This window comes from Streptomyces solincola (genome assembly GCF_002982015.1).
Lineage (GTDB): Bacteria > Actinomycetota > Actinomycetes > Streptomycetales > Streptomycetaceae > Streptomyces > Streptomyces solincola.
The window spans coordinates 1-25788 of record NZ_PVLV01000098.1 but is presented as its reverse complement, the minus strand read 5'-3'; the positions used below and the strand labels follow the sequence as shown (position 1 = coordinate 25788).

The 25788-nt window shown below is 72.6% G+C and carries 23 protein-coding genes; 20 read left to right on the top strand and 3 right to left on the bottom strand.

Annotated features, from left to right (window positions below):
* Positions 1 to 967: cation diffusion facilitator family transporter (locus tag C6N75_RS07660; protein ID WP_105868093.1), on the top strand; the 967-nt coding region annotated here is incomplete at its 5' end.
* Here the strand turns inward: C6N75_RS07660 and C6N75_RS07655 are convergent.
* Complete coding sequence (locus C6N75_RS07655; protein ID WP_105868092.1) at positions 898 to 1704, bottom strand: phosphatase; 807 nt, start codon at positions 1702 to 1704, stop codon at positions 898 to 900. The genes C6N75_RS07660 and C6N75_RS07655 overlap by 70 nt on opposite strands.
* A 75-nt stretch (positions 1705 to 1779) precedes the next feature.
* Positions 1780 to 2358 (bottom strand): SACE_7040 family transcriptional regulator, encoded by a 579-nt coding sequence (locus C6N75_RS07650; RefSeq protein ID WP_105868091.1) that lies wholly within the window; start codon positions 2356 to 2358, stop codon positions 1780 to 1782.
* A 121-nt stretch (positions 2359 to 2479) separates the two neighbouring features.
* On the opposite strand from C6N75_RS07650, the gene C6N75_RS07645 reads away from it, so the two are divergent.
* The 6 genes from C6N75_RS07645 to C6N75_RS07620 all read left to right on the top strand — a co-directional run bounded on the left by C6N75_RS07645 (position 2480) and on the right by C6N75_RS07620 (position 10278).
* Complete coding sequence (locus C6N75_RS07645; protein ID WP_105868090.1) at positions 2480 to 4129, top strand: carboxyl transferase domain-containing protein; 1650 nt, start codon at positions 2480 to 2482, stop codon at positions 4127 to 4129.
* A gap of 34 nt (positions 4130 to 4163) precedes the next feature.
* Complete coding sequence (locus C6N75_RS07640; protein ID WP_105868089.1) at positions 4164 to 6128, top strand: acetyl-CoA carboxylase biotin carboxylase subunit; 1965 nt, start codon at positions 4164 to 4166, stop codon at positions 6126 to 6128.
* On the top strand, positions 6125 to 7084 hold the full coding sequence (locus C6N75_RS07635) for a hydroxymethylglutaryl-CoA lyase (protein WP_105868088.1): 960 nt from the start codon (positions 6125 to 6127) through the stop codon (positions 7082 to 7084). The genes C6N75_RS07640 and C6N75_RS07635 overlap by 4 nt, the downstream gene beginning before the upstream one ends.
* A gap of 5 nt (positions 7085 to 7089) precedes the next feature.
* Entirely contained in the window at positions 7090 to 8253 is a 1164-nt protein-coding gene (locus C6N75_RS07630; RefSeq protein ID WP_105868087.1) for an acyl-CoA dehydrogenase family protein, read from the top strand.
* A 132-nt stretch (positions 8254 to 8385) separates the two neighbouring features.
* Positions 8386 to 9426 (top strand): ABC transporter substrate-binding protein, encoded by a 1041-nt coding sequence (locus C6N75_RS07625; protein ID WP_105868086.1) that lies wholly within the window; start codon positions 8386 to 8388, stop codon positions 9424 to 9426.
* A 6-nt stretch (positions 9427 to 9432) separates the two neighbouring features.
* Complete coding sequence (locus C6N75_RS07620) at positions 9433 to 10278, top strand: siderophore-interacting protein (RefSeq protein WP_105868085.1); 846 nt, start codon at positions 9433 to 9435, stop codon at positions 10276 to 10278.
* 53 nt (positions 10279 to 10331) lie between these two features.
* On the opposite strand, the gene eno is transcribed toward C6N75_RS07620, so the two are convergent.
* Positions 10332 to 11615 carry a phosphopyruvate hydratase gene (eno, locus tag C6N75_RS07615; RefSeq protein WP_105868084.1) on the bottom strand — a complete coding sequence of 428 codons (1284 nt, stop codon included), beginning with the start codon at positions 11613 to 11615 and terminating at the stop codon, positions 10332 to 10334.
* Positions 11616 to 11962: 347 nt separating this feature from the next.
* On the opposite strand from eno, the gene C6N75_RS07610 reads away from it, so the two are divergent.
* The 13 genes from C6N75_RS07610 to C6N75_RS07555 all read left to right on the top strand — a co-directional run bounded on the left by C6N75_RS07610 (position 11963) and on the right by C6N75_RS07555 (position 25705).
* Entirely contained in the window at positions 11963 to 12955 is a 993-nt protein-coding gene (locus C6N75_RS07610) for a helix-turn-helix domain-containing protein (protein ID WP_105868094.1), read from the top strand.
* A 122-nt stretch (positions 12956 to 13077) separates the two neighbouring features.
* Entirely contained in the window at positions 13078 to 13386 is a 309-nt protein-coding gene (locus tag C6N75_RS07605; RefSeq protein ID WP_105868083.1) for a hypothetical protein, read from the top strand.
* A 117-nt stretch (positions 13387 to 13503) separates the two neighbouring features.
* On the top strand, positions 13504 to 13704 hold the full coding sequence (locus tag C6N75_RS07600) for a hypothetical protein (RefSeq protein WP_105868082.1): 201 nt from the start codon (positions 13504 to 13506) through the stop codon (positions 13702 to 13704).
* 13 nt (positions 13705 to 13717) lie between these two features.
* Positions 13718 to 14989 (top strand): ATP-grasp domain-containing protein, encoded by a 1272-nt coding sequence (locus C6N75_RS07595; protein ID WP_105868081.1) that lies wholly within the window; start codon positions 13718 to 13720, stop codon positions 14987 to 14989.
* A 35-nt stretch (positions 14990 to 15024) separates the two neighbouring features.
* Positions 15025 to 16020 carry an inducer of phenazine A gene (locus C6N75_RS07590; RefSeq protein WP_105868080.1) on the top strand — a complete coding sequence of 332 codons (996 nt, stop codon included), beginning with the start codon at positions 15025 to 15027 and terminating at the stop codon, positions 16018 to 16020.
* Positions 16021 to 16152: 132 nt separating this feature from the next.
* Positions 16153 to 18306 carry an iron-containing redox enzyme family protein gene (locus C6N75_RS07585; protein ID WP_105868079.1) on the top strand — a complete coding sequence of 718 codons (2154 nt, stop codon included), beginning with the start codon at positions 16153 to 16155 and terminating at the stop codon, positions 18304 to 18306.
* On the top strand, positions 18306 to 20144 hold the full coding sequence (locus C6N75_RS07580; protein ID WP_105868078.1) for a carbamoyltransferase family protein: 1839 nt from the start codon (positions 18306 to 18308) through the stop codon (positions 20142 to 20144). Before C6N75_RS07585 ends, C6N75_RS07580 begins: the two co-directional genes overlap by 1 nt.
* A gap of 20 nt (positions 20145 to 20164) precedes the next feature.
* Positions 20165 to 20311 (top strand): hypothetical protein, encoded by a 147-nt coding sequence (locus C6N75_RS30525; protein ID WP_181160390.1) that lies wholly within the window; start codon positions 20165 to 20167, stop codon positions 20309 to 20311.
* 55 nt (positions 20312 to 20366) lie between these two features.
* Complete coding sequence (locus C6N75_RS07575; protein WP_219852858.1) at positions 20367 to 20828, top strand: DUF6917 domain-containing protein; 462 nt, start codon at positions 20367 to 20369, stop codon at positions 20826 to 20828.
* A complete protein-coding gene (locus tag C6N75_RS07570) occupies positions 20828 to 22030 on the top strand; it encodes a threonine synthase (protein ID WP_105868076.1) in 1203 nt (400 codons plus the stop codon). The genes C6N75_RS07575 and C6N75_RS07570 overlap by 1 nt, the downstream gene beginning before the upstream one ends.
* A 2-nt stretch (positions 22031 to 22032) precedes the next feature.
* Complete coding sequence (locus C6N75_RS07565) at positions 22033 to 23676, top strand: thiamine pyrophosphate-binding protein (protein WP_105868075.1); 1644 nt, start codon at positions 22033 to 22035, stop codon at positions 23674 to 23676.
* A 1-nt stretch (position 23677) separates the two neighbouring features.
* Complete coding sequence (locus C6N75_RS07560) at positions 23678 to 24940, top strand: ATP-grasp domain-containing protein (RefSeq protein ID WP_105868074.1); 1263 nt, start codon at positions 23678 to 23680, stop codon at positions 24938 to 24940.
* A 51-nt stretch (positions 24941 to 24991) separates the two neighbouring features.
* Positions 24992 to 25705 carry an HAD family hydrolase gene (locus C6N75_RS07555; RefSeq protein WP_105868073.1) on the top strand — a complete coding sequence of 238 codons (714 nt, stop codon included), beginning with the start codon at positions 24992 to 24994 and terminating at the stop codon, positions 25703 to 25705.
* The last annotated feature ends 83 nt before the right edge of the window (positions 25706 to 25788 follow it).

Genomic DNA, 25788 nt, shown 5'->3' with positions numbered 1-25788 from the left:
CGACCGGGGGCCGGACAACGGCGAGAGCACCTTCACCGTCGTCGTCGCGGCGCTGGCGAACCTCGGGGTGGCCGCGGCGAAGGCGGTCGCGGGCGTGGCGAGCGGGTCCAGCGCCATGATGTCGGAGGCGGCGCACTCGCTCGCCGACACCGTCACCGAGGTGCTGCTGCTGACCTCGCTCAAGCGCAGCGCCAAGCCCGCCGACGAGGACCACCCGATCGGCTACGGCCAGGAGCGGTACGTCTGGGCGCTGCTGGCCTCCGTCGCCACCTTCGTCGGCGGCGCGGTGTTCTCGGTCTACGACGGGGTGCAGGCGCTGCTGCGCGGCGGCGACCCGGGCAGTCCGGTGGCCTCGTACATCGTTCTGGCGATCGCCGCGCTGCTGGAGGGGTTCTCGCTGCGCACCGGGATCCGGCAGGCGCGCGGCGAGGCGCGGCGCGGCCGGATGGGGGTGCGGCGCTATCTGCGGCGCACCCCGGACACCGCCGTGAAGGCGGTGGTGATGGAGGACTCGGCGGCGCTGGTCGGGCTGGCGCTGGCGGCCGGCGGGCTGCTGGGCGAGCAGGTCACCGGCTCGCACGTCTTCGACGGGCTGGCGTCGATCCTGATCGGCGCGGTGCTGGTGTACGTGGCGTTCGTGCTGGGCCGGTCCAACGTGCGGCTGCTGGTGGGGCGGCCGCTGCCGCCGGCGATGCGCCGGGCGGTGCGCGAGGAACTGCTGGCGGTGGACGACCTGATCGACGTGATGGAGCTGGTGACGCTGATCCAGGGGCCGGACGAGGTGCTGGTGGCGGCGAAGGTCGACTTCCTCGACCGGGTGACCGCCGGGCGGGTGGAGCGGGCCTGCGAGGAGGCCGAGGAGCGGCTGCGGTCCCGTTTCCCGGCGGTGCGCCGGGTCTACCTGGACCCGACGCCGCCGCGCTCGGGCACGCCCGGGGCGGACAGCCCGGCGGCGTCCAGCAGGTAGCCGGCCAGCGGCTCGTAGTGGCGCGGGTCGGGGACGTTGTCGTCCAGCGGGATGGCGACCTGAAGGGTGCCCTCGGCCTCGGCGAGGAAGAGCGCCGGGTCGTTGCAGTCGGCGTAGCCGAGGGCGTCGATGCCGCGCTGGGCGGCCCGGCCGGCCCAGCCGTGGTCGGCGACGACCAGGTCCGGCGGGGTGTCCAGGCGGTCCAGGATGGCGTTCATCGGCTCGGGTGAGTGGGTGTGCCAGAGGCTGGCGCCGCGGCCGAAGACGGCGACGTCGGCGAACTGCACGACGTACCCCTCGTCGGCGGTCAGCCCGCCGGGGATGCGGACGACGTCGCAGCCGGCCGCCCGCAGCGCGGCGGCGGTGGAGCTGTGCAGGTCCAGCAGGGCGCCGGGGTGCCCGGTGGCGAACAGCACCCGCTGGCCGTCCTCGGCGGCCTTGGCGAGCCGGGCCGCCATCCGGTCCAGCGCGGCCACCGTCAGCTCCGGGTCGATGGTGTCCTGGCCCGTCCGGTGCGCGGGGTCGTCGTTCACCCCGCACCGCTCGGCCATCACCGCGAGCACGTCCTGCTCGTCGTTCCAGCGCTCGCCCAGCTCCAGGCCCAGCCAGTAGTGGCGGTCGCCGTTCGCCAGCTTGCGGTAGTGGGAGAGGTTGTTGTCTCTCGGGGTGGCGACGTTCCCGGCGATCCGGCTGCGGACGAGGTGGTCGAGGAGGGCGGCGCGGCTGGGTATGGGCATGGCCCCATTGTGCCGCCCGCCACGCCCCGTGGCCGAACCGTTCCGCCCGGTGGACGCGGCTGCCGGCGGCCGGCCTCAGCCTCCCAGCGCCCCCAGCGTCCCGTGGGCCAGGCGGCGCAGCAGGGATTCCATGTCGGCGCGGCCGAGGGGGCCGATGTGGGGGGTGGAGTTGAGCAGGCCGAAGACGGCGTGGACGGCGGCGCGGATCTCGGGCTCGGGCGGGGCCGGGTGCAGGTCGCGGACGACGGCGACCCACAGTTCGACGTACTGCCGCTGGAGCTGGCGGACGCGGCGGCGGTCGTCGTCCCGCAGGCGGTCCAGCTCGCGGTCGTGCAGGGTGATCAGGGGGCGGTCGTCGAGGGCGAAGTCGATGTGCCCGTCGATGAGCGCGCCGAGGAGGGCGACGGGGTCTCCGGCGGCCTCCGCGACCCGCTGCCGACCGCCGTCGAGGAGGCGTTCGCTGATGCCGACCAGCAGTTCGGCGAGCATCGCGTCCTTGCCGGGGAAGTGGCGGTACAGGCCGGGGCCGCTGATGCCGACCGCGGCCCCTATCTCGTCCACGCCGACGCCGTGGAAGCCGCGCTCGGCGAAGAGGCGGGCGGCCTCCTTGAGGATCTGCTCGCGGCGGGTGGGGGCGTCGGTCCTGGTGGTCATGGGGGAATTCTAGACAACGGCGTTAGCGCTCGTTAACCTGAGCGCGGAGTTAACGTTCACTAACACCGATCGGTGACCGGCAGCGGCCGGGGCAGGCGTACGGGCAAGGGGGCTCGACACGATGCGACAGTCAGCGGCGGCGACCGGAGGGGCGCCCGCGCGGCCGTCCCAGGCGCCCGTGCTCGGCAGCTCGGCGGACCCGAACGGGGCCGCCTGGGCGGACAACGAGGCCGCCCACCGGGAGCTGGCCGACGACCTGCGGGCCCGGCTGGCGGCCGCCCGGCTCGGCGGCGGCGAGCGGGCCCGGGCCCGGCACACCGCCCGCGGCAAGCTGCTGCCGCGCGACCGGGTGGACACCCTGCTGGACCCGGGTTCGCCGTTCCTGGAGCTGGCGCCGCTGGCGGCGAACGGGCTGTACGACGACCAGGCCCCGGCGGCCGGGGTCATCGCCGGCATCGGGCGGGTGAGCGGCCGCGAGGTGGTGGTGGTCGCCAACGACGCCACCGTCAAGGGCGGCACCTACTACCCGATGACGGTCAAGAAGCACCTGCGCGCCCAGGAGGTGGCGCTGGAGAACCGCCTGCCGTGCGTGTACCTGGTGGACTCGGGCGGGGCGTTCCTGCCCCGGCAGGACGAGGTCTTCCCCGACCGGGAGCACTTCGGGCGGATCTTCTACAACCAGGCCCGGATGTCCGGTGCGGGCATCCCGCAGATCGCGGCCGTCCTCGGCTCCTGCACGGCCGGCGGGGCGTACGTCCCGGCCATGAGCGACGAGGCCGTGATCGTACGGAACCAGGGGACCATCTTCCTGGGCGGCCCGCCGCTGGTGAAGGCGGCCACCGGCGAGGTGGTCACCGCCGAGGAGCTGGGCGGCGGTGAGGTGCACTCGCGGGTCTCCGGGGTCACCGACCATCTCGCCGAGGACGACGCGCACGCGCTGCGGATCGTCCGCAACATCGTCGCCACCCTGCCGGCCCGCGGGCCGCTGCCCTGGGCGGTGGAGCCGGTCGAGCCGCCCGCGGTGGACCCGGCCGGGCTGTACGGGGCGGTGCCGGTGGACTCCCGGACGCCGTACGACGCCCGCGAGATCATCGCCCGGATCACCGACGGCTCGCGGTTCCAGGAGTTCAAGGCCGAGTTCGGGCAGACCCTGGTCACCGGTTTCGCCCGGATCCACGGGCACCCGGTCGGCATCGTCGCCAACAACGGCATCCTGTTCGCCGAGTCCGCCCAGAAGGGCGCGCACTTCATCGAGCTGTGCGACCAGCGCGGCGTGCCCCTCCTGTTCCTCCAGAACATCTCCGGCTTCATGGTGGGCCGCGACTACGAAGCCGGCGGCATCGCCAAGCACGGCGCGAAGATGGTCACCGCGGTCGCCTGCACCCGGGTGCCCAAGCTGACGGTGGTGGTCGGCGGCTCCTACGGCGCGGGCAACTACTCGATGTGCGGCCGGGCGTACTCCCCCCGCTTCCTGTGGATGTGGCCCAACGCCAAGATCTCGGTGATGGGCGGCGAGCAGGCCGCCTCGGTGCTCGCCACCGTCAAGCGCGACCAGTTGGGCGACGAGTGGAGCGCCGAGGACGAGGAGGCGTTCAAGGCCCCCATCCGCGCCCAGTACGAGCAGCAGGGCAGCGCCTACTACGCCACCGCCCGGCTGTGGGACGACGGGGTGATCGACCCGCTGGAGACCCGGCAGGTGCTGGGGCTGGCCCTGACCGCCTGCGGCAACGCCCCGCTCGGGGACGCCGGCTTCGGCGTCTTCCGGATGTGAGGCGGACATGATCGATTCATCTGTGAGGGTGGGCATGTTCGACACGGTCCTGGTCGCCAACCGCGGCGAGATCGCCGTCCGGGTGATCCGCACCCTGCGGGCGCTCGGCATCCGCTCGGTGGCGGTGTTCAGCGACGCCGACGCCGGCGCCCGGCACGTACGGGAGGCGGACACCGCGGTGCGGATCGGCCCGCCGCCCGCCGGGGAGAGCTATCTGCGGCCCGACAGGCTGCTGGCGGCCGCCGCCGCGACCGGCGCCCAGGCCGTCCACCCCGGATACGGCTTCCTGGCCGAGAACGCCGCTTTCGCGCGGGCCTGCGAGGAGGCCGGGCTGGTCTTCATCGGGCCGCCCGCCGATGCCATCGCGCTGATGGGCGACAAGATCCGCGCCAAGGAGACGGTGCAGGCGGCCGGCGTCCCGGTGGTCCCCGGCTCCTCGGGGAGCGGACTGAGCGACGCCGAACTGGCGGCGGCCGCCCGGGAGATCGGCATGCCGGTGCTGCTGAAGCCCTCGGCCGGCGGCGGCGGCAAGGGCATGCGGCTGGTCCGCGAGGAGAGCACGCTCGCCGACGAGATCGCCGCCGCCCGGCGCGAGGCCCGCGCCTCCTTCGGCGACGACACCCTGCTGGTGGAGCGGTGGATCGACCGCCCCCGGCACATCGAGATCCAGGTGCTCGCCGACGCCCACGGCAACGTCGTCCACCTCGGCGAGCGGGAGTGCTCGCTCCAGCGCCGCCACCAGAAGATCATCGAGGAGGCCCCCTCGGTCCTCCTCGACGAGGAGACCCGGGCCGCGATGGGCGAGGCGGCCGTGCAGGCGGCCCGCTCCTGCGGCTACCGGGGCGCGGGCACGGTGGAGTTCATCGTCCCCGGCACCGACCCTTCCGCGTACTACTTCATGGAGATGAACACCCGGCTCCAGGTCGAGCACCCGGTGACCGAGCTGGTCACCGGCGTGGACCTGGTCGAGTGGCAACTGCGGGTCGCGGCCGGCGAGAAGCTGGGCCTGGGGCAGGGGGACGTGCGGCTCACCGGGCACTCCATCGAGGCCCGACTGTGCGCGGAGGACCCGGCGCGCGGCTTCCTGCCCTCCGGCGGCACGGTCCTCGCGCTCGCCGAGCCGTCCGGGGACGGGGTGCGCACCGACTCCGGGCTGAGCGAGGGCACCGAGGTCTCCAGCCTCTACGACCCGATGCTGGCCAAGGTCATCGTGCACGCCGCCGACCGGCCCGGCGCGCTCCGCAAGCTGCGGGCCGCGCTGGCGGACACGGTCACCCTCGGCGTGCCGACCAACGCCGGCTTCCTGCGGCGGCTGCTCGCGCACCCGGACGTCGTCTCCGGCGACCTGGACACCGGACTGGTCGAACGGGAGGCCGACGGGCTGGTGCCCGACGGGGTGCCGGACGCGGTGTACGAGGCCGCCGCGGCGGTACGCCAGGAGGCGCTGCTCGCGGGGCCGGACGCGGGGGGCTGGACCGACCCGTTCTCGGTGCCCAGCGGATGGCGGCTGGGCGGCGAGGCCGCGCCGGTCGTCCACTGGCTGCGGGTGCCGGGCCTGGACCCGGTGGCGCACCGGGCGCGCGGCCGGGCCGCGCACCTCACCGGCACCACGGTGACCGTGGAGGTCGACGGGATCACCCACACCTTCCACCGGGCGGGCGACTGGCTCGGCCGGGACGGCGACAGTTGGCAGGTGGCCGACCACGACCCGGTCGCCGCCTCGCTGACCGGCGGCGCGCACGCGGGGGCCGACTCGCTGACCGCGCCCATGCCGGGCACGGTCACGGTGGTGAAGGTCGCCGTCGGCGACGAGGTCACCGCCGGGCAGGGCCTGCTGGTGGTGGAGGCGATGAAGATGGAGCACGTCATCGCCGCCCCGCACGACGGCACGATCGCCGAACTGGACGTCACCCCGGGCAGCGCGGTCGCCATGGACCAGGTGCTGGCCGTGGTGCTGCCGCACGCCGCCGCCGACGCCGGCGAGGAGGCCGCCCGATGAGCACCGGTCTGCCCATGGTCGTCCGCGACCCGGCGCTGCCGGCCCGGGTGCGCGTCCACGAGGTGGGCGCGCGGGACGGGTTGCAGAACGAGTCCGGCCTGGTGCCCGTCGACGTCAAGGCGGAGTTCGTCACCCGGCTCGCGGCGGCCGGGCTGACCACCATCGAGGCGACCAGCTTCGTGCACCCCAAGTGGGTGCCCCAACTGGCCGACGCCGAGGAGTTGTTCCCCCGGGTGCGGGACGCGCTGCCGGGGGTGCGGCTGCCGGTGCTGGTGCCCAACGAACGCGGCCTGGACCGGGCGCTGGCGCTGGGCGCGCGCGAGGTGGCGGTCTTCGCCAGTGCCACCGAGTCCTTCGCCCGGGCCAACCTCAACCGCACCGTGGACGAGTCGCTGGCCATGTTCGCGCCGGTGGTCAGCCGGGCGGTGGAGCACGGGCTGACCGTGCGCGGCTATCTCTCGATGTGCTTCGGCGACCCCTGGGAGGGCGCCGTCCCCGTCGAGCAGGTCGTCGCCGTCTGCCGGAGGCTGGCCGACATGGGGTGCGACGAGCTGAGCCTCGGCGACACCATCGGGGTGGCGACCCCGGGCCATGTCTCCGCCCTGCTGACCGCGCTGGAGCAGGCGGGCATCGGCAGCGGCCGGCTCGCCGTGCACTTCCACGACACCTACGGGCAGGCGCTCGCCAACACCCTGGCCGCACTGCGGCACGGGGTGAGCACGGTGGACGCCTCGGCCGGCGGGCTCGGCGGCTGCCCGTACGCGAAGTCCGCCACCGGCAACCTCGCCACCGAAGACCTCGTGTGGATGCTCCACGGCCTCGGCATCGAGACCGGGATCGACCTCGGCCTGCTCACCGCCACCAGCGCGTGGATGGCCGGACACCTGGGGCGGCCCAGCCCCTCCCGCACCGTCCGCGCCCTCGCCGGCGCGGCCGCCTCCCACAAGGAGTCCTGATCACCATGTCCCTGGACCACCGGCTCTCCGCCGAGCACGAGGAACTGCGGCGCACCGTCGAGGAGTTCGCCCGCGAGGTGGTGGCGCCCAAGATCGGCGACTTCTACGAGCGGCACGAGTTCCCGTACGAGATCGTGCGGGAGATGGGGCGGATGGGCCTGTTCGGGCTGCCCTTCCCGGAGGAGTACGGCGGCATGGGCGGCGACTACCTGGCGCTCGGCATCGCGCTGGAGGAGCTGGCCCGGGTCGACTCCTCGGTGGCGATCACCCTGGAGGCGGGCGTCTCGCTGGGCGCGATGCCGGTCTACCGCTTCGGCACCGAGGAGCAGAAGCGCCAGTGGCTGCCCCGGCTCTGCTCGGGCGAGCTGCTGGGCGCGTTCGGGCTGACCGAGCCGGAGTGCGGCTCGGACGCCGGCGGCACCCGCACCACCGCCGTGCGGGACGGCGACGAGTGGGTGATCAACGGCTCCAAGTGCTTCATCACCAACTCCGGCACCGACATCACCGGGCTGGTCACCGTCACCGCCGTCACCGGCCGCAGGGACGACGGCCGGCCGCTGATCTCCTCGATCATCGTGCCCGCCGGCACCCCCGGCTTCACGGTGGCCGCCCCGTACTCCAAGGTCGGCTGGAACGCCTCGGACACCCGGGAGCTGTCCTTCTCCGACGTGCGCGTGCCGGCCGCCAACCTGCTGGGCGAGGAGGGCCGGGGCTACGCGCAGTTCCTGCGCATCCTGGACGAGGGCCGGATCGCCATCTCGGCGCTGGCCACCGGCCTGGCGCAGGGCTGTGTGGACGAGTCGGTGAAGTACGCCCGGGAGCGGCGGGCCTTCGGCCGGCCGATCGGCGACAACCAGGCGATCCAGTTCAAGATCGCCGACATGGAGATGCGGGCGCACATGGCCCGGGTCGGCTGGCGGGACGCCGCTTCCCGGCTGGTCAGCGGGGAGCCGTTCAAGAAGGAGGCGGCGGTGGCCAAGCTGTACTCCTCGACGGTGGCGGTGGACAACGCCCGGGAGGCCACCCAGATCCACGGCGGGTACGGCTTCATGAACGAGTACCCGGTGGCCCGGATGTGGCGGGACTCTAAGATCCTGGAGATCGGCGAGGGCACCAGCGAGGTGCAGCGGATGCTGATCGCCCGCGAGCTGGGGCTGTCGACCGCCTGACCCGGCGGGCGCCGCGAGCCGGCCGGGCGCTGGGCGGCCCCGGCCGGCCCCGGGCCGGCCGTGAGGTTAGGCTAACCTGACCTCCGAACGTGCCCGTTGGCCGTGATCCGGCCGTACGAAAGCGAATGCGCCATGCCCAGCAAGGACCGAGCCACCCACCTGACCCGCCGCGGACTGCTCGCCGCGGGCGGCGCCCTCGGCCTCGGCGCCGCGCTCGCCGGGTGCGGCGGCGGCGCGCAGGACGACAAGGGCTCGGCCGGCGCGGCGAACGGCCCGTGGACGTTCACCGACGACCGCGGGAAGACCGTCGAGGCGAAGTCGGTCCCGAAGAACATCGTGGCCTTCGTCGGCACGGCCGCCGCCCTGCACGACTACGGCGTCGAGGTGAAGGGCGTCTTCGGCCCGACCACCGTGGAGGACCCGAAGACCAAGCAGGTCACCCCGGACGTGCAGGCCGGCGATCTGGACGTGGCCAAGCTGACGGTCATCGGCAACCGCTACGACGAGTTCGACATCGAGAAGTACCTGGGGCTGGAGCCCGAGCTGCTGGTCTCCGCGATGTGGCTGCCCGGCAAGCTCTGGTACGTGCCGGAGGCGTCCTACGACAAGGTCGTGGGGCTCGCCCCCACGGTCGCCCTGGAGGCATCCGCCACCACCATGGCCAAGGCGGTCCAGCGCCACGCGGACCTGGCGAAGTCCCTCGGCGCGGACCTGGCGAGCACCAGGGTCGCCGACGCCAGGGCCCGCTTCGAGAAGGCGTCCGCCCGGCTGCGCGCCGCGGCCAAGTCGCGTCCGGAGATCACCGTCATGATCGGGTCGGCCTCCGCCGAGCTGTTCTACGTCTCGCTCGCCGCCAAGTCCGCGGACACCGCCTACTTCGAGGAGCTGGGCGTGCGGTTCGTGAAGCCGAAGGTGGACGAGCAGGGCTTCTTCGAGAGCCTGAGCTGGGAGAACGTCGACACCTACCAGGCCGACGTGATCATCATGGACAACCGCTCCTCGGCCGTCCAGCCCGCCGACCTGAAGACCAAGCCGACCTGGAACCGGCTGCCCGCGGTGAAGGCCGGGCAGGTCCACCCCCGGGTCACCGAGCCGATCTTCTCGTACGACAAGTGCGCGACCGTCCTGGACGACCTCGCCCAGGCGATCGAGAACGCCAAGAAGGTGGCCTGACCCCGTATGACGACCGCGGCGACCGCTCCGTACGCCTTCTTCTCCGTCCGGGTGGCCCGGACCCGGCGGCTCAGCCCGTCGATGGTCCGCGTGACCTTCGCCGGAGCCGCCGAGGAGGATCTCGCGTCCTTCGCCTCCGGCGGGTGCGACCAGAGCGTGTCGCTGTTCCTCCCCCGCCCCGGCCAGGCCGAGCCGGTCATGCCGGCCTACCGGCCGGGCGGGGACTTCGCGCCGGTGCTCGGCGCGTGGCGGGCCATGCCGGAGACCGAGCGCGCGGTGATGCGCTCGTACACCGTGCGCGAGCAGCGCACCGCTCCGGACGAGGTGGACGTCGACTTCGCGGTGCACGAGGACGGCGGCCCCGCCTGCCGGTGGGCGCTGGCCGCCGCCGAGGGCGACCGCGCGGTGCTCCTCGGCCCGGCGGTCGCCGACAACCTCTCGGTGCGCTTCCGGCCGCCGGAGGACGCCGACGAGGTGCTGATCTGGGCCGACGAGACGGCACTGCCCGCCGCGTCGGCCATCCTGGAGACGCTGCCGGCCGGGACGCGGGCCCGGGTCTGGCTGGAGGTGCCGCGGGCGGCCGACCGGCTCGCGCCCGCCACCGCCGCGGACGCCGAGATCGTCTGGCTGGTACGCGAGGAGGGCGCGCCGTCCGCCGTGGACGCGGTGCGCGCCGCCGCGCCGGCCGGGGCCCGCCCGTACGCCTGGATCGCCGGCGAGTCCGGCTCGGTCAAGGCGCTGCGCCGCCATCTGGTGCGCGAACGCGGCATCGACAAGCGGCGGGTGGCCTTCGTCGGCTACTGGCGCAGGGGCCTCAGCGAGGACGCCCTGCGGGCGGCCGACGCGCAGTGACACGGCGGGGCGCCGGGGCCCGCACGGGGACCCCGGCGCCCCGCGCGCACGGCCTAGGAGCGGACGTACAGCCCCGAGCGGCCCGCGTACCGGGCCTGCGAGCCCAGCTCCTCCTCGATGCGGATGAGCTGGTTGTACTTGGCGGTGCGGTCCGAACGGGACAGCGAACCCGTCTTGATCTGGCCGCAGCCGGTGGCGACGGCGAGGTCCGCGATGGTGGTGTCCTCGGTCTCGCCGGAGCGGTGCGACATGACGACCGTGTAGCCCGCCTTGTGCGCGGTGTCCACGGTGGTGAGGGTCTCGGTGAGCGAACCGATCTGGTTCACCTTGACCAGGATCGAGTTGGCGATCCCGTCGCGGATGCCGTCGTTGAGCCGGTCGACGTTGGTGCAGAACACGTCGTCGCCGGTGAGCTGGCACTTGTCGCCGAGGACCTCCATCAGGAGCTTCCAGCCCTCGAAGTCGTCCTCCGCCATGGCGTCCTCGATGGAGGCGACCGGGTAGCGGGAGACCAGGCCGGCGAGGTACTGCGCGTGCTCCTCGACGGACCGCTTCACGCCCTCGCCGGCGTAGTCGTAGACGCCGTCCTTGAAGAACTCGGAGGTGGCCGGGTCCATGACGAGGGTGATGTCCTCGCCGGGGGTGTATCCGGTCTTCTCGATGGCGTCCACGACGAACTGGAGCGCCTCGTCGGAGGTGCGCAGGTTCGGGGCGAAGCCGCCCTCGTCGCCCACTCCGGTGCTGTGGCCGGCGTCGGACAGCGACTTGCGCAGCGTGTGGAAGACCTCGGAGCCCATGCGCACGGCCTCGAAGAAGTTCTCCGCGCCGATCGGCGCGATCATGAACTCCTGGAAGTCCAAGGCGTTGTTGGCGTGCGCGCCGCCGTTGATGATGTTCATCATCGGCACCGGGAGCAGCCGGGCGCCGGCCCCGCCGACGTAGCGGTACAGCGGTACGCGGTGCGCCGCGGCGGCGGCCTTCACGGTGGCGAGCGAGACGCCGAGGATGGCGTTGGCGCCCAGCTTGCCCTTGTTGGGCGTGCCGTCGAGGGAGATCATCACCTCGTCGACCAGGGCCTGGTTCTCCGCCTCGACGCCCACCAGGGCGTCGGCGATGACGCCGTTGACCGCTTCGACCGCCGTGCGAACACCCTTGCCGTGGAAGCGCTTCGCCTCGCCGTCACGCAGCTCGACGGCCTCGTTGGCGCCCGTCGAGGCGCCGGAGGGAACCGCGGCCCGGCCCAACGACCCGTCCTGGAGGTGTACGTCCACCTCGACGGTCGGGTTGCCCCTGCTGTCCAGGACTTCGCGTCCGACAACTCGGGTAATCGCAGTCATCATGCTCCTTCATCGCTGACCGGCGTCGTGGAGCCACCGCCGCGTCAGGACCTGTTGAACGAATCGGCCAGTTCATCCAGGAAAGCCACGCTGCTTGATCCGGATACCGGCATCTTCCCATCGTCTGCGTACTCTCCCGCAGACACCTCGTCCGGGCACAGCCGTCATCTCGCCATCCGGACACGGCGATCGGTCTGCGGGCGGGCGCCCTCCGCCGCGAGCCCCCGCGCTGTCCAGCGATCGAGAACGGGCTTGCACCCGCCCGCTGCGGACTGTGAATATCTAGATCTGCTCACCGAGTGACAAGTCATCTCGGATACTGAGACCAGAGGGGGGTGGGAGACCGCGTGCTTGACGTTCTGGGGATGAACGCCATCACCGAGTCCGTGTACCGGGGGATGCTGGCCCAACCGCAGGACGGGGTGGCCGAACTGAGCACCCGCCTCCGTCTGACCGAGCCCGAGGTGCGCGCCGCCCTCGACGAGCTGAGCGAGCTGGCGCTCATCCGCCCGTCCGCCGACGACTCCCAGCGCATGCACGCCGTCAGTCCGCATCTGGGCATGGAGATCCTCCTCGCCCGGCAGCAGGCCGAACTGGCCGCCCAGCAGAAGCGGGTGGAGGAGAGCCGGGCCGCCGCCGTGCGCCTGATCTCGGAGTTCGCGCACCAGGAGCCGCGCACCCCCGGGGCGAACGTGCAGTACCTGGAGGGCATCGACGTCATCCGCGACCACCTCACGGCGATGAACGACGAGGTGAGGGACGAGTTCCTGACCTTCGCGCCGGGCGGTCCGCAGACCGCGGCCAACATGCGCAGCTCCCGCCCGCTCAACCAGCGCCTGCTGGAACGGGGCGTGCAGATGCGCACGATCTACCTGGACAGCATCCGCAACGACCCGGCCACGGTGGCGCACGCGGAGTGGATCACCTCGCTCGGCGGCCAGGTGCGCACCGTGCCCTCCCTGCCCAACCGGATGATCATCTGCGACCGCCGGGTGGCCATCGTCGCCGGCGACAGCGACAACACCGGCGCCTCGGCGGCCGTGCTGCGCGCCCAGGGCATCCTGACGTCGCTGACCGCGCTGTTCGAGAACGTCTGGCGGTCCGCGGAGCCGCTCGGCGAGGCCGCCGCGCCGGCCGACGACGGCGAGCTGAACGCCCAGCAGGCCGAGGCCCTGCGGCTGCTGGCCCTCGGGTACACCGACGAGACCATCGCCAAGCGGCTCGGCGTCTCGCCCCGTACCGCCCGCCGCATCTCCACCACGCTGATGACGCACCTCGACGCGCGCAGCCGCTTCCAGGCCGGGGCGCACGCCGCCCACCGGGGGCTGATCCGGCTCTGAGAGCACCGCCGGGCGCCGGGCCCGGTGCGCCGCGCCCACGGCATGGGCCGGTTTAGGACACGACACAGAACGTCCCCTGGTCATCGGTAGTGACAGGGTGCCGGGCAGGACAGGCTCGGGGGATGTATCTCATCCACCTTTCGCTCCGGCCGCCGCCGGGACGTGCTCCGCTGCCCGCCGGCACGGCCGAGGCCATCGCCGCCCAGGCCGTCTCCGAGGACGGCCTGGAGCACGTCGCGGTGCACGCTTCCGCCTGGCCGCATCCGGTCGTCGGGCTCTTCCTGCGGGCCGCCGGCCTGGCCGCGGCCGAGGCGGCTGCCGAGGCCCTCTGGCAGCGCGCCCGCGCGGCCCATCCCTCCCTGTCGGCGTGGGAGTTGACGTACGCGGAGGTTCCGCTTCTGCCGGTGTGGGAGGGGCGGGTCGAGGCCTGAGTAGGACACGGCCTGTTCGGTCCACCGGTTTCCTCTTCCAGCGGTCCTGGACGTCCGGCGAGAATATTGCTCAGCAGGAAAGAGAGCCCAGGAAAACCAGCAGGAAAGAGGAGAGCGATGACGCGCAGACGAGCCTTCCCGGCCGCGGTCACCGGAATACTGGTAGCGGTGTGCGGATTCACCGCGCAGGCCGGCGTCGCTTACGCCGGGGATTCCGGCTCGGGCGCACAGCACGTCGTCTCGGGCGCCGTCACCGACGACTCCGGATGGCAGCGTACGGCGAAGATCGCGACCGTCCAGGATTCCGGCTGGCAGTGAGCGGCGGCGCTCGATGAGCATTCTCGTACTGCACCGGTCCAACGCGAGCCGCCGCCCCCATCTGGCGCGAGCGGCACGGTATGCGAGGGAGCACGGCGAACGGCTGCTGCTCTGCATGGAGCATCCGGGCGGGGACGCCGAGCACGCGGACGCCGTCGTGCCGGTCGACACCTCGGACGTCGAGGCCACGGTCGCGGCGGTGCGCGCCCTCGCCGCCTCCGAACCGGAACCGGTCCGCGCCGTCGTGGCCTTCGTCGGCCACAGCGTGCCGGCCGCGGCGGCGGTGGCCTCGGAACTGGGTCTGCCCTTCGTCAGCGAGCACACCGCGCGCACCCTGCGCGACAAGCACGCGATGCGTCGGGCGTTCGACGCGCAGGGCGTTCCGCAGCCCGCGCACGGTCTGGCCCGCACCGTCGGGGAGGCCCTGGCGCAGGCGGAACGCATCGGTTATCCCCTGGTGCTCAAACCGGTCGTCGACAACGACAGCGGTTATCTGCGCCGGGTGGACGACGCCGAGGAGCTGACCGAGCACTTCGACGTGGTCCGGCGCGGGGCCTGGGCCGGCGTCGACGGCGACCCGCTCCACCAGTGGGCGGTGGACGCCTACGGCGGCGCGATCATCGTCGAGGAGTACCTGACGGGCGCGGAGATCAGTGTCGAGTCCGTCGTCGTGGACGGAACGACGCAGGTGATCGCCGTCCATGACAAACCGCTGCCCGTGACCGGCCCCTACTTCACCGACGTCCACTACACCACGCCCAGCTCGCTGCCCTCCGACGTGCGGCGGCGGGTGGCCGCACTGGCGGCCGCGGCCCACCGGGCCGTCGGACTGGACACCGGCGCGGCCCATACCGAGTTCAAGGTCGGGGCGGACGGCACCGCCCGGATCCTGGAGACGGCGGCCCGCATCGGGGGCGGCCCGGTCTACCAGTCGGTCCGCCTGAGCACCGGTGTCGACCTGGTCACCGCGGTGCTCGACCTGGCGCGCGGCCGGACGCCGGACCTCACCGGCCGGGCCGAGCCCGTCCCGACCGGCTTCTATCTGTTCTTCGCGGAACGGGCCGGGCGGATCCGGGCGATCACCGGCGTGGAGGAAGCCCGTCTGGACCCGCGGGTCCAGGAGATCTCCCTCTACCGCGAGGCCGGGGACACGGTCGACGTCCCGCCGCGGGTCTGGCAGTCGCACGGCCATGTCGTCTTCACCGCCGGCAGCGGCGGCGAGATCGCCCGGACTTTCGGCGAACTCTCCCGATCCATTCGTTTCAAACTCGAACCACGTTACTGAGGAAGGCCGCGGCGTGCGGCCGCGAGGAGCTTTCTGTGAGTATCCGTACCGAGTTGGCGCCGTATCTGCGGGGCTATGACGAGAAGTTCACGAGCAAGGGCCAGATTCGCTGGCTCCCGCACCTTCTGTACTTCCACCCGAAATCGTATCGCTCGGACGTGGTGAACACCGACTCCGTGGGATTCCGTTACGCCACCCACGGGGAGCGCAGCCATTCGGTGGCCGACCGCGGCGACACCGGCCCGGTAAGGCTCCTCGCGGGCAGTTCCACGGTTTTCGGCATCGGTGCCAGCTCCGACGCCTGGACGCTCCCGTCGCGGTTGAACGTCCACGACGAACGGCCGGAGACCTGGCTCAACTTCGGCGGCCGCAGCTTCAACTCCACCCAGGAACTGCTGCTGCTCACCCTCTACCGGCACCTGCTGCCGCGGGTGGACGAGATCGTCATCTTCTCCGGCTTCAACAACCTCAGCCTGGCGCGGATGCCGCAGACGCGCGACGAGGACCACGGCACGTTCTTCCAGTACCACATGTACAACGACATGTTCCCGAAGCCGGCCGCGGAGCGCTCCCCCGCGCGGGGCCTGCTGCGCGCGAGGCGGGAACCCGCCGAACCCGTCGCGCCGGGCATCGGCGAGCAGATCGCCTACGCCGCCGATCTCACGCTGCGGCACCTGGACGCCTGGAAGGCGCTGGCCTCCACCTGGGACGCGAAGATCACCTACATCCTCCAGCCGCTGTCGGGCTGGGTGCGGGACAAGGGCAGCCGCGAGGAGGAGCTGATCTTCGACGAGCTGGAGCGGATGGGCGGGTTCGCCGCGATGTACGGCGACATCCTCAGCCGCGAGGTCAACGCCGAGTACGCGGCGCTGCTGGCGAAGGGCGCGGCCGGCCTCGGCGTCGACTTCCTCGACTTCAGCCCCGTCATGGCCGATGCGGCCGATCCGGACGAGTGGCTGTTCATCGACCGCATCCACCTCACCGACGGCGGCCACGACTTCGTGGCCCGCACGATCCTCGAACACATCTAGCCGAGAGGCCTCGCATGTCCTTCATCAAGTCGATCATCAACCGGATCTTCGGACGGAAGAGCAGGCGGAAGAAGACGGACACGTCGATCTATCCGATGTTCTAGCCCGCCGAGCACAGCAAGAGGACATCCCATGTGGCGTGATACGTACCGCCGATGTGTCGACCCGGAGGCGTTCCTGGGCGCCACGGTGATCCGCACCCTTCTGGCCGAGGCCGGTTCCGCCGACCCCGAGGCCACCGCCCCGGACCTGCCCGCCACGCTCGACGCGGTGCGGACGTGGTCGGCGGAGCAGTCCGGCGCCTACCGCGAGCTGCGCGCCCGCGCCGACCGGGCGGGCTCCCTCGACGCCCTGACGCACGCCGTCCTGCGGCAGTCGAGTCCGCTGGCCTCCTCGCTCGGGGCGTGGCTTCAGGGCATGAGCGCGCCGGCCGTCTTCGAGGACGACACGCACCTGCGGATCCTGGCCCTGTTCGCCGACGACATGGGGGTCGGCGGCCCCCGGTCCTCGCGCCACGACGCGTTCAAAATGCTGGCCACCCAGGCCGGCCGGCCCGAACTGGCCGTGGACGCCGCCGAGCTGGCGGCGGAACGCCCCATCCGGGACCATCTGTTCGCCCTGCCCGCGGCGCTGTTCGCGATCAGCCGGCGCAGTGACGAGTTCGCCCCGGTGATCGCCGGCATCGACGTGGCGATGCGCACCGCCGGCCTGCTGCCGTGCTGGTCCGCGCTCCGCCCGCAGGAGGCGGCGCCGGCCGAGTGGGCGCGCCTGGACCTGGCCGAGCCCACCGGAGCGACGTCGATCACGGCGCCGCCGGAGGTCTCGCGCACCATCGCCGACCGGTTCCGCGCGACGGGGCCCGAGGCGCGCCGCCGGGTCGACCAGGGGGCGGCCTGGGCGCTGACCGCCCTGACCTCCTGGAACGATCTGCTGCTGGAGGAGGCCGCGGCCGCGCTGGATCCCCGGCGGGCCATGGAGCAGCTCATCCGGGAGCGCGCCCGCGAAGGCTGCGTCTACCACCAGGGTTTCCGGATGGGCGACTCGACGCTGTCCGAGCTGCTCGCCCGGGCGCAGACCGACCCGGCCCCGCTGCTGCGGGAGCTGGCCGCGACCCGCATGGTCAAGGCGGGCCGGGCGGAGCGCAGCTCGCTGGTGAACGGCCTGATCGGGCCGAAGGGGCCGATGTTCCGGGTCTTCTCGCCCGACGACGTCGGGATCATCTCGAACTGGATCGACGCGCTGGCCGACCCGGAGCCGCCGGTCGCCGCGCGGCCGGCGGCCCGGGTCCCGGAGGCGCCGCGGCCCGGCGCCCTGGACGCGCTCGGGCCCGGCGAGGACGGGGTGGCGCCCACCGGGATCCGCGAGGCGTTCCACGTGCTCCAGGGCCGGGCGCTGGCGCCGGAGACCCGCGGGTTCGCCGTGCGGTACGTGAAGCGGTGGCTGGCCCGGGCGAAGCTGTCGGTCGGCCGGACGGACCGGTCGCTGCCCGAGCGGTGGACGCCGGCCGGCCTGCGGCCCTGGCTGCTGGACAAGCACGACAAGCACGGCGTCGAGTTCGAGGCCGGTGCCTCGAACTTGATGCCCAGCCGCGAGGAGGTCATCGACTCCACGCTGCAACTGGCTCCGCTGACCCTGATCGACGGGGCGTGGCTCCAGGGGTTCACCGACGTCGGGCTGGCCGCCACCCGGTTCGGCTTCCCGCTGTTCGAGACCTACTGGGACGAGCTGGGCAACGGCGACATCGAGATCAACCATCCCAAGATCTACCGCGATGTGCTGCGGGAGATGGGCATCGAGCTGGCCCCGACCGGCAGCCGGGAATTCGCCTACGACACCCGGTTCCGGGAGGAGTCGCTGGAACGGCCGGTCTACTGGCTGTGCCTGGGCAAGCTGCCGAACACCTTCCTGCCGGAGATCCTCGGCATGAACCTGGCGATGGAGCTGTCCGGTGTCGGCGGCAGCTACCGCACCGCGCGGACGTTCCTGAAGCACTACGGCTTCTCGACGCATTTCGTGGATCTGCACAACACCATCGACAACGTGTCCACGGGCCATTCGGCCTGGGCGGCGGACGCCATCGACACGCATATGCGCGCCGTGGCGAAGCGGTCCGGCCCGGAGGAGTCCGCCGCCGAATGGGAGCGGGTCCGGGTGGGCTACGAGTCGCTGGCGCCGCTGCCGTCGAAGATCGCCGACCTGATCGGCTACCGATTCCAGAGATCACCGTGGAGGGCGCGCCCGCAGGGCGGATCGCTCTTCCCGCACACACCGGTGGAGGTGTCCTGATGTCCGTGTACACGCTGGGTGTCTCGGCCTACTACCACGACAGCGCGGCCGCACTGGTCCGCGACGGCGTCGTGGTGGCCGCGGCACAGCAGGAGCGGTTCAGCCGGATCCGGCACGACCACGGCTTCCCGGGCGACGCGATCGCCTACTGCCTGGACCACGCCGGCATCTCGCTGGACGAGCTGAACGCCGTGGTCTACTACGAGGACCCGGAGCTGAAGTACGACCGGGTGCTCTCCTCGTTCGCCGGCGCCGGCCCGCGCGGGCTGCGCCCGTTCGCCAGCGTCCTGCCCGAGTGGTGGGCCTGGAAGCGCGACGTCCTGGCGCGGGTGGACGCCGAACTGCTGGCGCTGGGACGGGGCACGGCGCCCCGGGCGACCGCCTCGCAGCACCACCGTTCGCACGCCGCGTCGGCGTTCTTCCCCTCGCCGTACGAGAACGCGGCGGTGCTCACCGTCGACGGCGTCGGCGAGTGGCAGACCACCACGATCTGGCACGGGCGCGGCACCTCCCTGGAGCTGGTCAACTCGCTCTCCTACCCGCACTCGGTGGGCATGCTGTACTCCGCCTTCACCTACTACTGCGGCTTCAAGGTCGACTCCGGCGAGTACAAGCTCATGGGCCTGGCGCCCTACGGGGAGCCGAAGTACGCCGACCTCATCCGCCGGGAACTGGTGCACCTGCGCCCCGACGGCTCCTTCACGCTGAACATGAGGTACTTCGCCTTCCACCAGGGCTCGCGCATGGTGGGGCGCGCCTTCGAGAAGCTGTTCGGGGCCCCGGTCCGGGACCCGGAGAGCGAGCTGGAGCAGCGCCACTGCGACCTGGCCGCCTCCGTGCAGGCGGTCACCGAGGAGATCGTGCTCGGGCTGGCGCGGGCGGCCGTGGAGCTGACCGGCGAGCGCAGGCTGGTGATGGCCGGCGGGGTGGCGCTGAACTGCGTCGCCAACGGGGTGCTGACCCGCTCCGGCATCGTCGACGAGGTGTGGATCCAGCCGGCGGCCGGTGACGCGGGGTGCGCGCTGGGCGCCGCCCTGGACCACTCGGTCGCGGTGCACGGCAGGCCGCACCTGGCGGCCGGCGGCGACGGCATGTCCGGCGCGCTGCTCGGGCCGGGCTTCTCCGACGAGGAGGTCGAACGGTTCCTGACCGCCGGCGGCTACGTCTTCCACACCTACACCGAGGACAAGCTGTACGACGAGGTGGCCTCCCACCTGGCCGACGGGGCCGTGGTGGGCTGGTTCCAGGGGCGGATGGAGTTCGGTCCGCGGGCGCTCGGCGCGCGGTCGATCATCGGTGATCCGCGCGACCGGGACATGCAGAAGCGGATGAACCTCAAGATCAAGTTCCGGGAGTCGTTCCGGCCGTTCGCCCCGGCGGTGCTGGCCGAGGACGCCCAGGACTACTTCGGCCTCACCGGCGACAGCCCGTACATGCTGGTGGTCGCCGAGGTCGCCGACCGGATCAAGTCCGAGGCCGCGCTGCGGGCCGGCGGCCCCGGCCGCGGTCTGGGCAGCATCAACGAGGCGCGCTCGGAGCTGCCGGCGATCACCCATGTGGACCTCTCCGCGCGCGTGCAGACGCTCACCGAGCGGGACAACGCGCCCTTCACCAGGCTGCTGCGCGCCTTCAAGGCGGCCACCGGCTGCCCGGTCCTGGTGAACACCTCGTTCAACGTGCGCGGCGAACCCATCGTGCGCACCCCCGAGGACGCCTACCGCTGCTTCATGCGCACTGGCATGGACGTGCTCGTCCTGGGCTCGCACGTGCTGCACAAGGACGACCAGCCGCCGTTCGCCGAAGCCGGCGACTGGCGCGACGAGATCCCGCTCGACTGAGACGACAAGGACCGACCTCCATGCGCTTCGTGGCATCCACGGTGTTCCTCACCCGCTTCGTCCCGGTCTCGCTGTACCGGCGGCTGCGCGACACGAGCCGGTTCGGCGCCCGGTTCCACCGCTCCCCCTCGGCCTGGGACAAGCCCTACGCGGTCGGGCCGAGGTGAGCCGGCCCGTGCACACAAGACGTCCGACAGACCCGACCGGGAAGCAGTGATCGCCTTGTTCTCCAGCAGACAACCACTGCGGCTGACGTGGACCGCGGTGATGGACCACACCCGCCGCGACCGGGCCATCGCGCCGAGCGCGTGGCAGACGCGGTGCGTCCGCGCCGGCGAGGTGCACGAGTTCCTCAACGTCGGGCCCGGCCCCGACTACCCCGTCGACCACGTCGAGTACTACGGCTTCGCCGCCTTCGACACCTCGGGCGTGCTGGCCGTCGGCGACGAGCTGGTGTGCGACGGGCGAGCGCTCGGCGCCATCAGCGGCTTCGACGAGACGCACATGCCCAACCACTACAACATCCTCGTCGAGGGGCCGCGGCTGGCGAACGGCCACGCGCTCGGTCTGAGCGCCGGCACGCCCGTCACCACGCGGCCGCGGGAAGACACGCGTCCGCCGCGGGACACGCCTCCACGAGAAGACACGCGTCCACGAGAAGACCAGGGATCTGGGGGGATCTGATGCTCGACTACCAGAAGCTGTACGCCAACCACCTGCCGGCCGCCGGCCCGCTGTACCTGTGCCTGGACTGCGAGACCGAGGCCGACGCCCGGGCGAACCGGTGCCCCGCGTGCAAGGGCGCCATCGACGTGCTCTACCCGCTCGACCACGCCCGGATCGGCGCCTTCGACACCGACCCGAACCCGCTGCGGCGGTACCGGGACCTGCTGCCCGTCACCAGCGAGGAGCACCTGACCTGGCTGGGCGAGGGCAACTCGCCCTGCACCAGCGTCGCTCCGCTGGCCCGGCTGCTGGGCGTGCGCTCCGTCCACATCAAGGACGAGTCGCGCAACCCGACGAAGTCCACCAAGGACCGCATCGCCTCGGCCACCCTGAGCCGCTTCAAGGGCATCGGCGTCCGCGAGTTCGTCATGGCGTCCACCGGCAACAGCTCGACGGCCTACGCCAACGCCATGCGCCTGGCCCCCGGCTTCCGGCTGCACATCTTCGTCGGGCAGCAGTTCGCGTACCGCCTGAGCTACGCGGACCACCCGCAGATCACCACGCACACGGTGGCCGGCTCCTTCGTCGGCACCGGCGACACGGCCATGGACTGGGCCCGGGACAACGGCATCTTCTGGGAGGGCGGCTTCTTCAACTACGCCCGGCGCGAGGGCCTGAAGATGTCCTACATCGAGGCCTACCAGCAGATGCCGGCGGCGCCCAGCCACGTCTTCCAGGCGATCAGCAGTGGCATGGGCCTGCTGGGCGGCTACAAGGGCGCCGTCGAGCTGAACCACCTGGGGCTGATGGAGAACCTCCCGGCGTTCGTCGGCGTACAGCAGGAGAGCTGCGCCCCCATGATCAGCGCCTGGGACGCGGGCCGCGCCACGATCGCGCGGGAGGACATCATCGACAACCCCGACGGTCTGGCACACGCCATCCTGCGGGGCGACCCCACCAACACCTACCCCTACATGCGCGCCATGGCCGCCAACACCGGCGGCGCCCTGGTGGCCGCCCGCATGGACGACGTGCGCATGGCCAAGGGGCTGCTGAACTCGCTGGGCTTCGAGGCCTGCTACGCGGCCTCCGCCTGCCTCGCCGGCGCCATGCGCATGGCGCAGGAGGGCTCGCTCGCCCCCGACAGCGACCTGCTCATCGTCCTCACCGGCGCGGAGCGCCCGCTGGTGCCCAACCCGTCGAAGTTCACGGCCCACTGACCATGACCACTGTCGCAGACCACATCGCCCGCAGGCTGGCCGAGAACGGCGTCTCACGGGTGTTCGGGTATCCCGGCGAGACCTCGCTGTCCCTCTACGCCGCCCTCCAGCGCAGTGCGGCCCTCACCCACGTCGTGGGCCGGTGCCCGCGCGGCGCGGCCTACGCGGCCGAGGCGTACGCCCGGATCAGCGGGCAGGTCGCGGTGTGCGACGCGCCCGGCGGGATCGGCTCCCCCTACTGCACCCCGGCCCTGCTGGAGGCGTACAACAGCGGCACCCCGCTGGTGCTGCTGACCTCCGGCCCGAGCAAGAGCACCCCGCGCCCCTGGGCGACCGGGCAGGTCGAGCACGCACGGCTCTTCGAGAGCATCACCAAGCGCGTCCACGTCATCCGCGAGCAGAAGGGGGCGCTGGAGATCGTCGACGCCGCGCTCGCCCTCGCCGCGGCCCCGCGCCGGGGCCCGGTGGTGGTCGAGATCGCGCCCGACGTCCTGGAGGCGGAGGCGGATCCGGCGCTGCTGGACGCACCGGCGTACGCGGTCGAGACGGACCCGGGCCCGGAGCCGCGCCCGGCGTCCGACACCCGGCGGGCCGAGCGGGTGTCGGCGGCCGCCCGGGCGATCGAGCGGGCGTCGAGCGTCGCCCTGATCGCCGGCGGCGGATGCCACGCCCCCGGCGCGGCCGAGGCCCTGCGGGACTTCGCCGACCGGTTCCGGATCCCGGTCTTCACCACGCTCAACGGCAAGGGCGTCCTGTCCGAGCGGGGCGACCACGCGCCCCGGGTGGTCGGCTCCAAGGGCGACACGCCGGCGAACGCGTACATCAGCGGCTGCGACGTCGTCCTGTACGCCGGTTCCAAGATGGGCGACAAGTCGACCCACCAGTACGCCTGGCCGTCGCCCGGCCAGTTCCTCGTCCGGATCGACGACGACCCGCGCGTCGAGGAGGCCGGCCCGGCCGGCGGGCTCCTGCTGCGCGAGGACGTCGGCGACGGACTGAAGCTGCTCGCCGAGGAGCTCGGGGCCTGGTCCTACGGCGGCGGCCGTCCCCCGGCCACCGAGGGCAGCTGGTCGCGGACCGGGACCGCTTCCCTGGTGCGGACGGTCAACGCGGCGCTCGGCGAGCGCGACGTCTGCGTGGGCGAGGCCAGCGTCGCCAGCGGCTGGTTCGGCGCGCTGCTGCGCCTCGTACCGCCCCAGCGCCTGATCACCCCGCGCGGGACGGGAAGCCTCGGCTACGCGATCCCCGCCTCGGTCGGCGCGGCCGTCGCACGGCCCGACGCCACGGTGTGGACGCTGGTCGGCGACGGCGGACTGACCATGTCCATCGGCGAGCTGGAGACCATCGCCCGGCTCGGCCTGGACGTGAAGGTCGCCGTCCTCGACAACGGCCGGCTCAACCTGATCGACCGGCACGCCGTCCACCACCACCACGCGGACGCGGTCAGCCGCGACTTCACCCGGATCGACTGGGCGGGGCTGTGCGAGGCCATCGGCCTGCCCGTGCTGACCTGTGCCGATCCCGAGCAGGACGCCGACCGCGTCCGCTCCTTCCTCTCCCGGCGCGGTCCGGCCGTCGTGGTGGTCGACACCTCGGTCGACGAGATCTCCCCGGACATGGCGATAGCGATACGAAAGGCACATTGAAATGACTCTCATGATCCTGCACACCCGGAACGCCAGCCGGCGCAAGCACCTCGCCAAGGCCGCGGAGACGGCTCACGCGCTGGGCCACCGGGCGATCGTGGTGGTGGAGGAGCCGAGCTGGGAGCACCAGTACGTGGACGCGGTGTACGCCGCGCCCACCGGCGACCTGAAGGCCACCGTGGCCCGGTGCGTGGAGATCGCGAAGGAGCAGGCCGAACCCATCGCCGGCGTGATCGCGTTCGTCGAGCACAGCGTGCCGGCCGCGGCGGCCGTCGCCGCGGAGCTGGGCCTGCCGTACATCTCCCCGGAGACGGCCGAGAAGAGCCGCGACAAGCTGAGCATGCGCACCGCCTTCCAGCAGGCCGGCGTCTCCCAGCCGCGCTTCGCGCTCGCCTCCACGGTCGAGGAGGCGCTTCAGGCCGCCGAGACGGTGCGCTACCCCCTGGTGATGAAGCCGATCATCGGCGGCGGCAGCATGTTCGTCCGCCGGGTGGACACCCCCGAGCAGCTCGCCGAGCACTTCGAGGAGATCCGCGCGGGCGCCTGGGCCGGCTTCGACTACGACCCGCTGTTCTTCCTGAAGTCGCGGTACGCCGAGGGAATCCTGCTGGAGGAGTTCCTCACCGGGAACGAGATCAGCGTCGAGAGCTATGTGCAGAACGGCCAGACCACGGTCGTCGCCGTGCACGACAAGCCGGTGCCGATGGACGGGCCGTTCTTCGAGGAGACCTTCTACGCGACGCCGACGGTGCTGAGCGGCGACACCCTGGAGAAGGTCAAGAAGTTCACGGCGCTCGCCCACGAGGGCCTGGGCATCACCCAGGGCGCGACGCACACCGAGTTCCGGGTCTCGCCGTCGGGCGAGCCGTACATCCTGGAGACCGGCGCGCGCCTCGGCGGCGGGCCGGTGTACCAGAGCGTCCTGCTGTCGACCGGCATCGACATGGTCGAGGTGCTCACCAAGGTCTCGCTCGGCCGGGACGTCGACGTCCTGGTGAACCCCGACCGCGTCCGGCACGTCGGCTTCTCGCTGCACTTCGGCGAGCAGCCCGGCGAACTGGTCGGCGTGGAGGGCGTCGAGACCCTGGAGGCCGACGAGGACGTGTCCGAGGTCATGGTCTACAGCCAGGTCGGCGACCTCATCGACGTCCCGCCGCGGGTCTGGCAGGCGCACGGCCACGTGATCTTCACCGGCGGCTCCCGGGCGGACATCGTCGAGAAGCAGCGCCAGGCCAACGAGACCCTGCGCTTCCAGGTCCGCTGAACCGCGCCCGGACCCCGGGGCGGCGGCCGGGCGGGACGGAGGTGACGACCCATGCGGTACGAGGCGCTGTCCTTTGACCTCGACGGCACCCTCATCGACTACTCCGTCAGCTCGGCGCGCGCGCTCGAAGCGATCGGCGGGCACCGCTCGGACCTGCCGGTCTGGTACGAGGTGTCCGCCGGCGTGGAGGCCGCGCTGGACCGGGGCCTGATCCCGGTGGCCGCGTTCGAGCGCGACCGGATACGGCGGTTCCACCGGGTCCGCTTCGGACGGCCGCCGTCCGAGGCCGAGTTGCGCGGCCTCGTGGCCGCGCGCCGCGACGCCGTGCTGGACGCGGTGCGCGTCTTCCCCGACGCCGCCCGCCTGCTGGCGTCAGCCGCCGCGCTGGGCGTCGAGTGCGTGGCCGTCTCCAACTCGTACGCGGCGCTGCGGGAGGAGATCCTCGACCGGCTGGATCTGGCGAGGTCCTTCTCGCACGTGGCCTTCTGCGGGGACGGCGCGCACCGCAAACCCGACCGGCGGGCGTTCGCCGCCGCCCTCGGCGTCCTCGGCCGGCCGGCGGAGAGCGTCCTGCACATCGGCGACGAGGTCGACGCCGACGTGGTGGGCGCGCGCAACGCCGGGCTGGCCGGCGTGCACGTGCGCCGCTCCGGCGGCGTCTGCGCCCCGCACGGCGTCTGCGTCCCCTCCCTCGACCTGGCGCTGGAGCGCCAGGGGCGCGGCTTCACCGCCCGCTTCGGCACGGACGCCGCCGCGCCGGCCTGAGGCCCCCTCCCGCACGGACGCCGCCGTTCCGGTCCGAGACCCCCCTTCCCCCCCAAGGAGCAACCGAGTTGACTTCCCCGTCC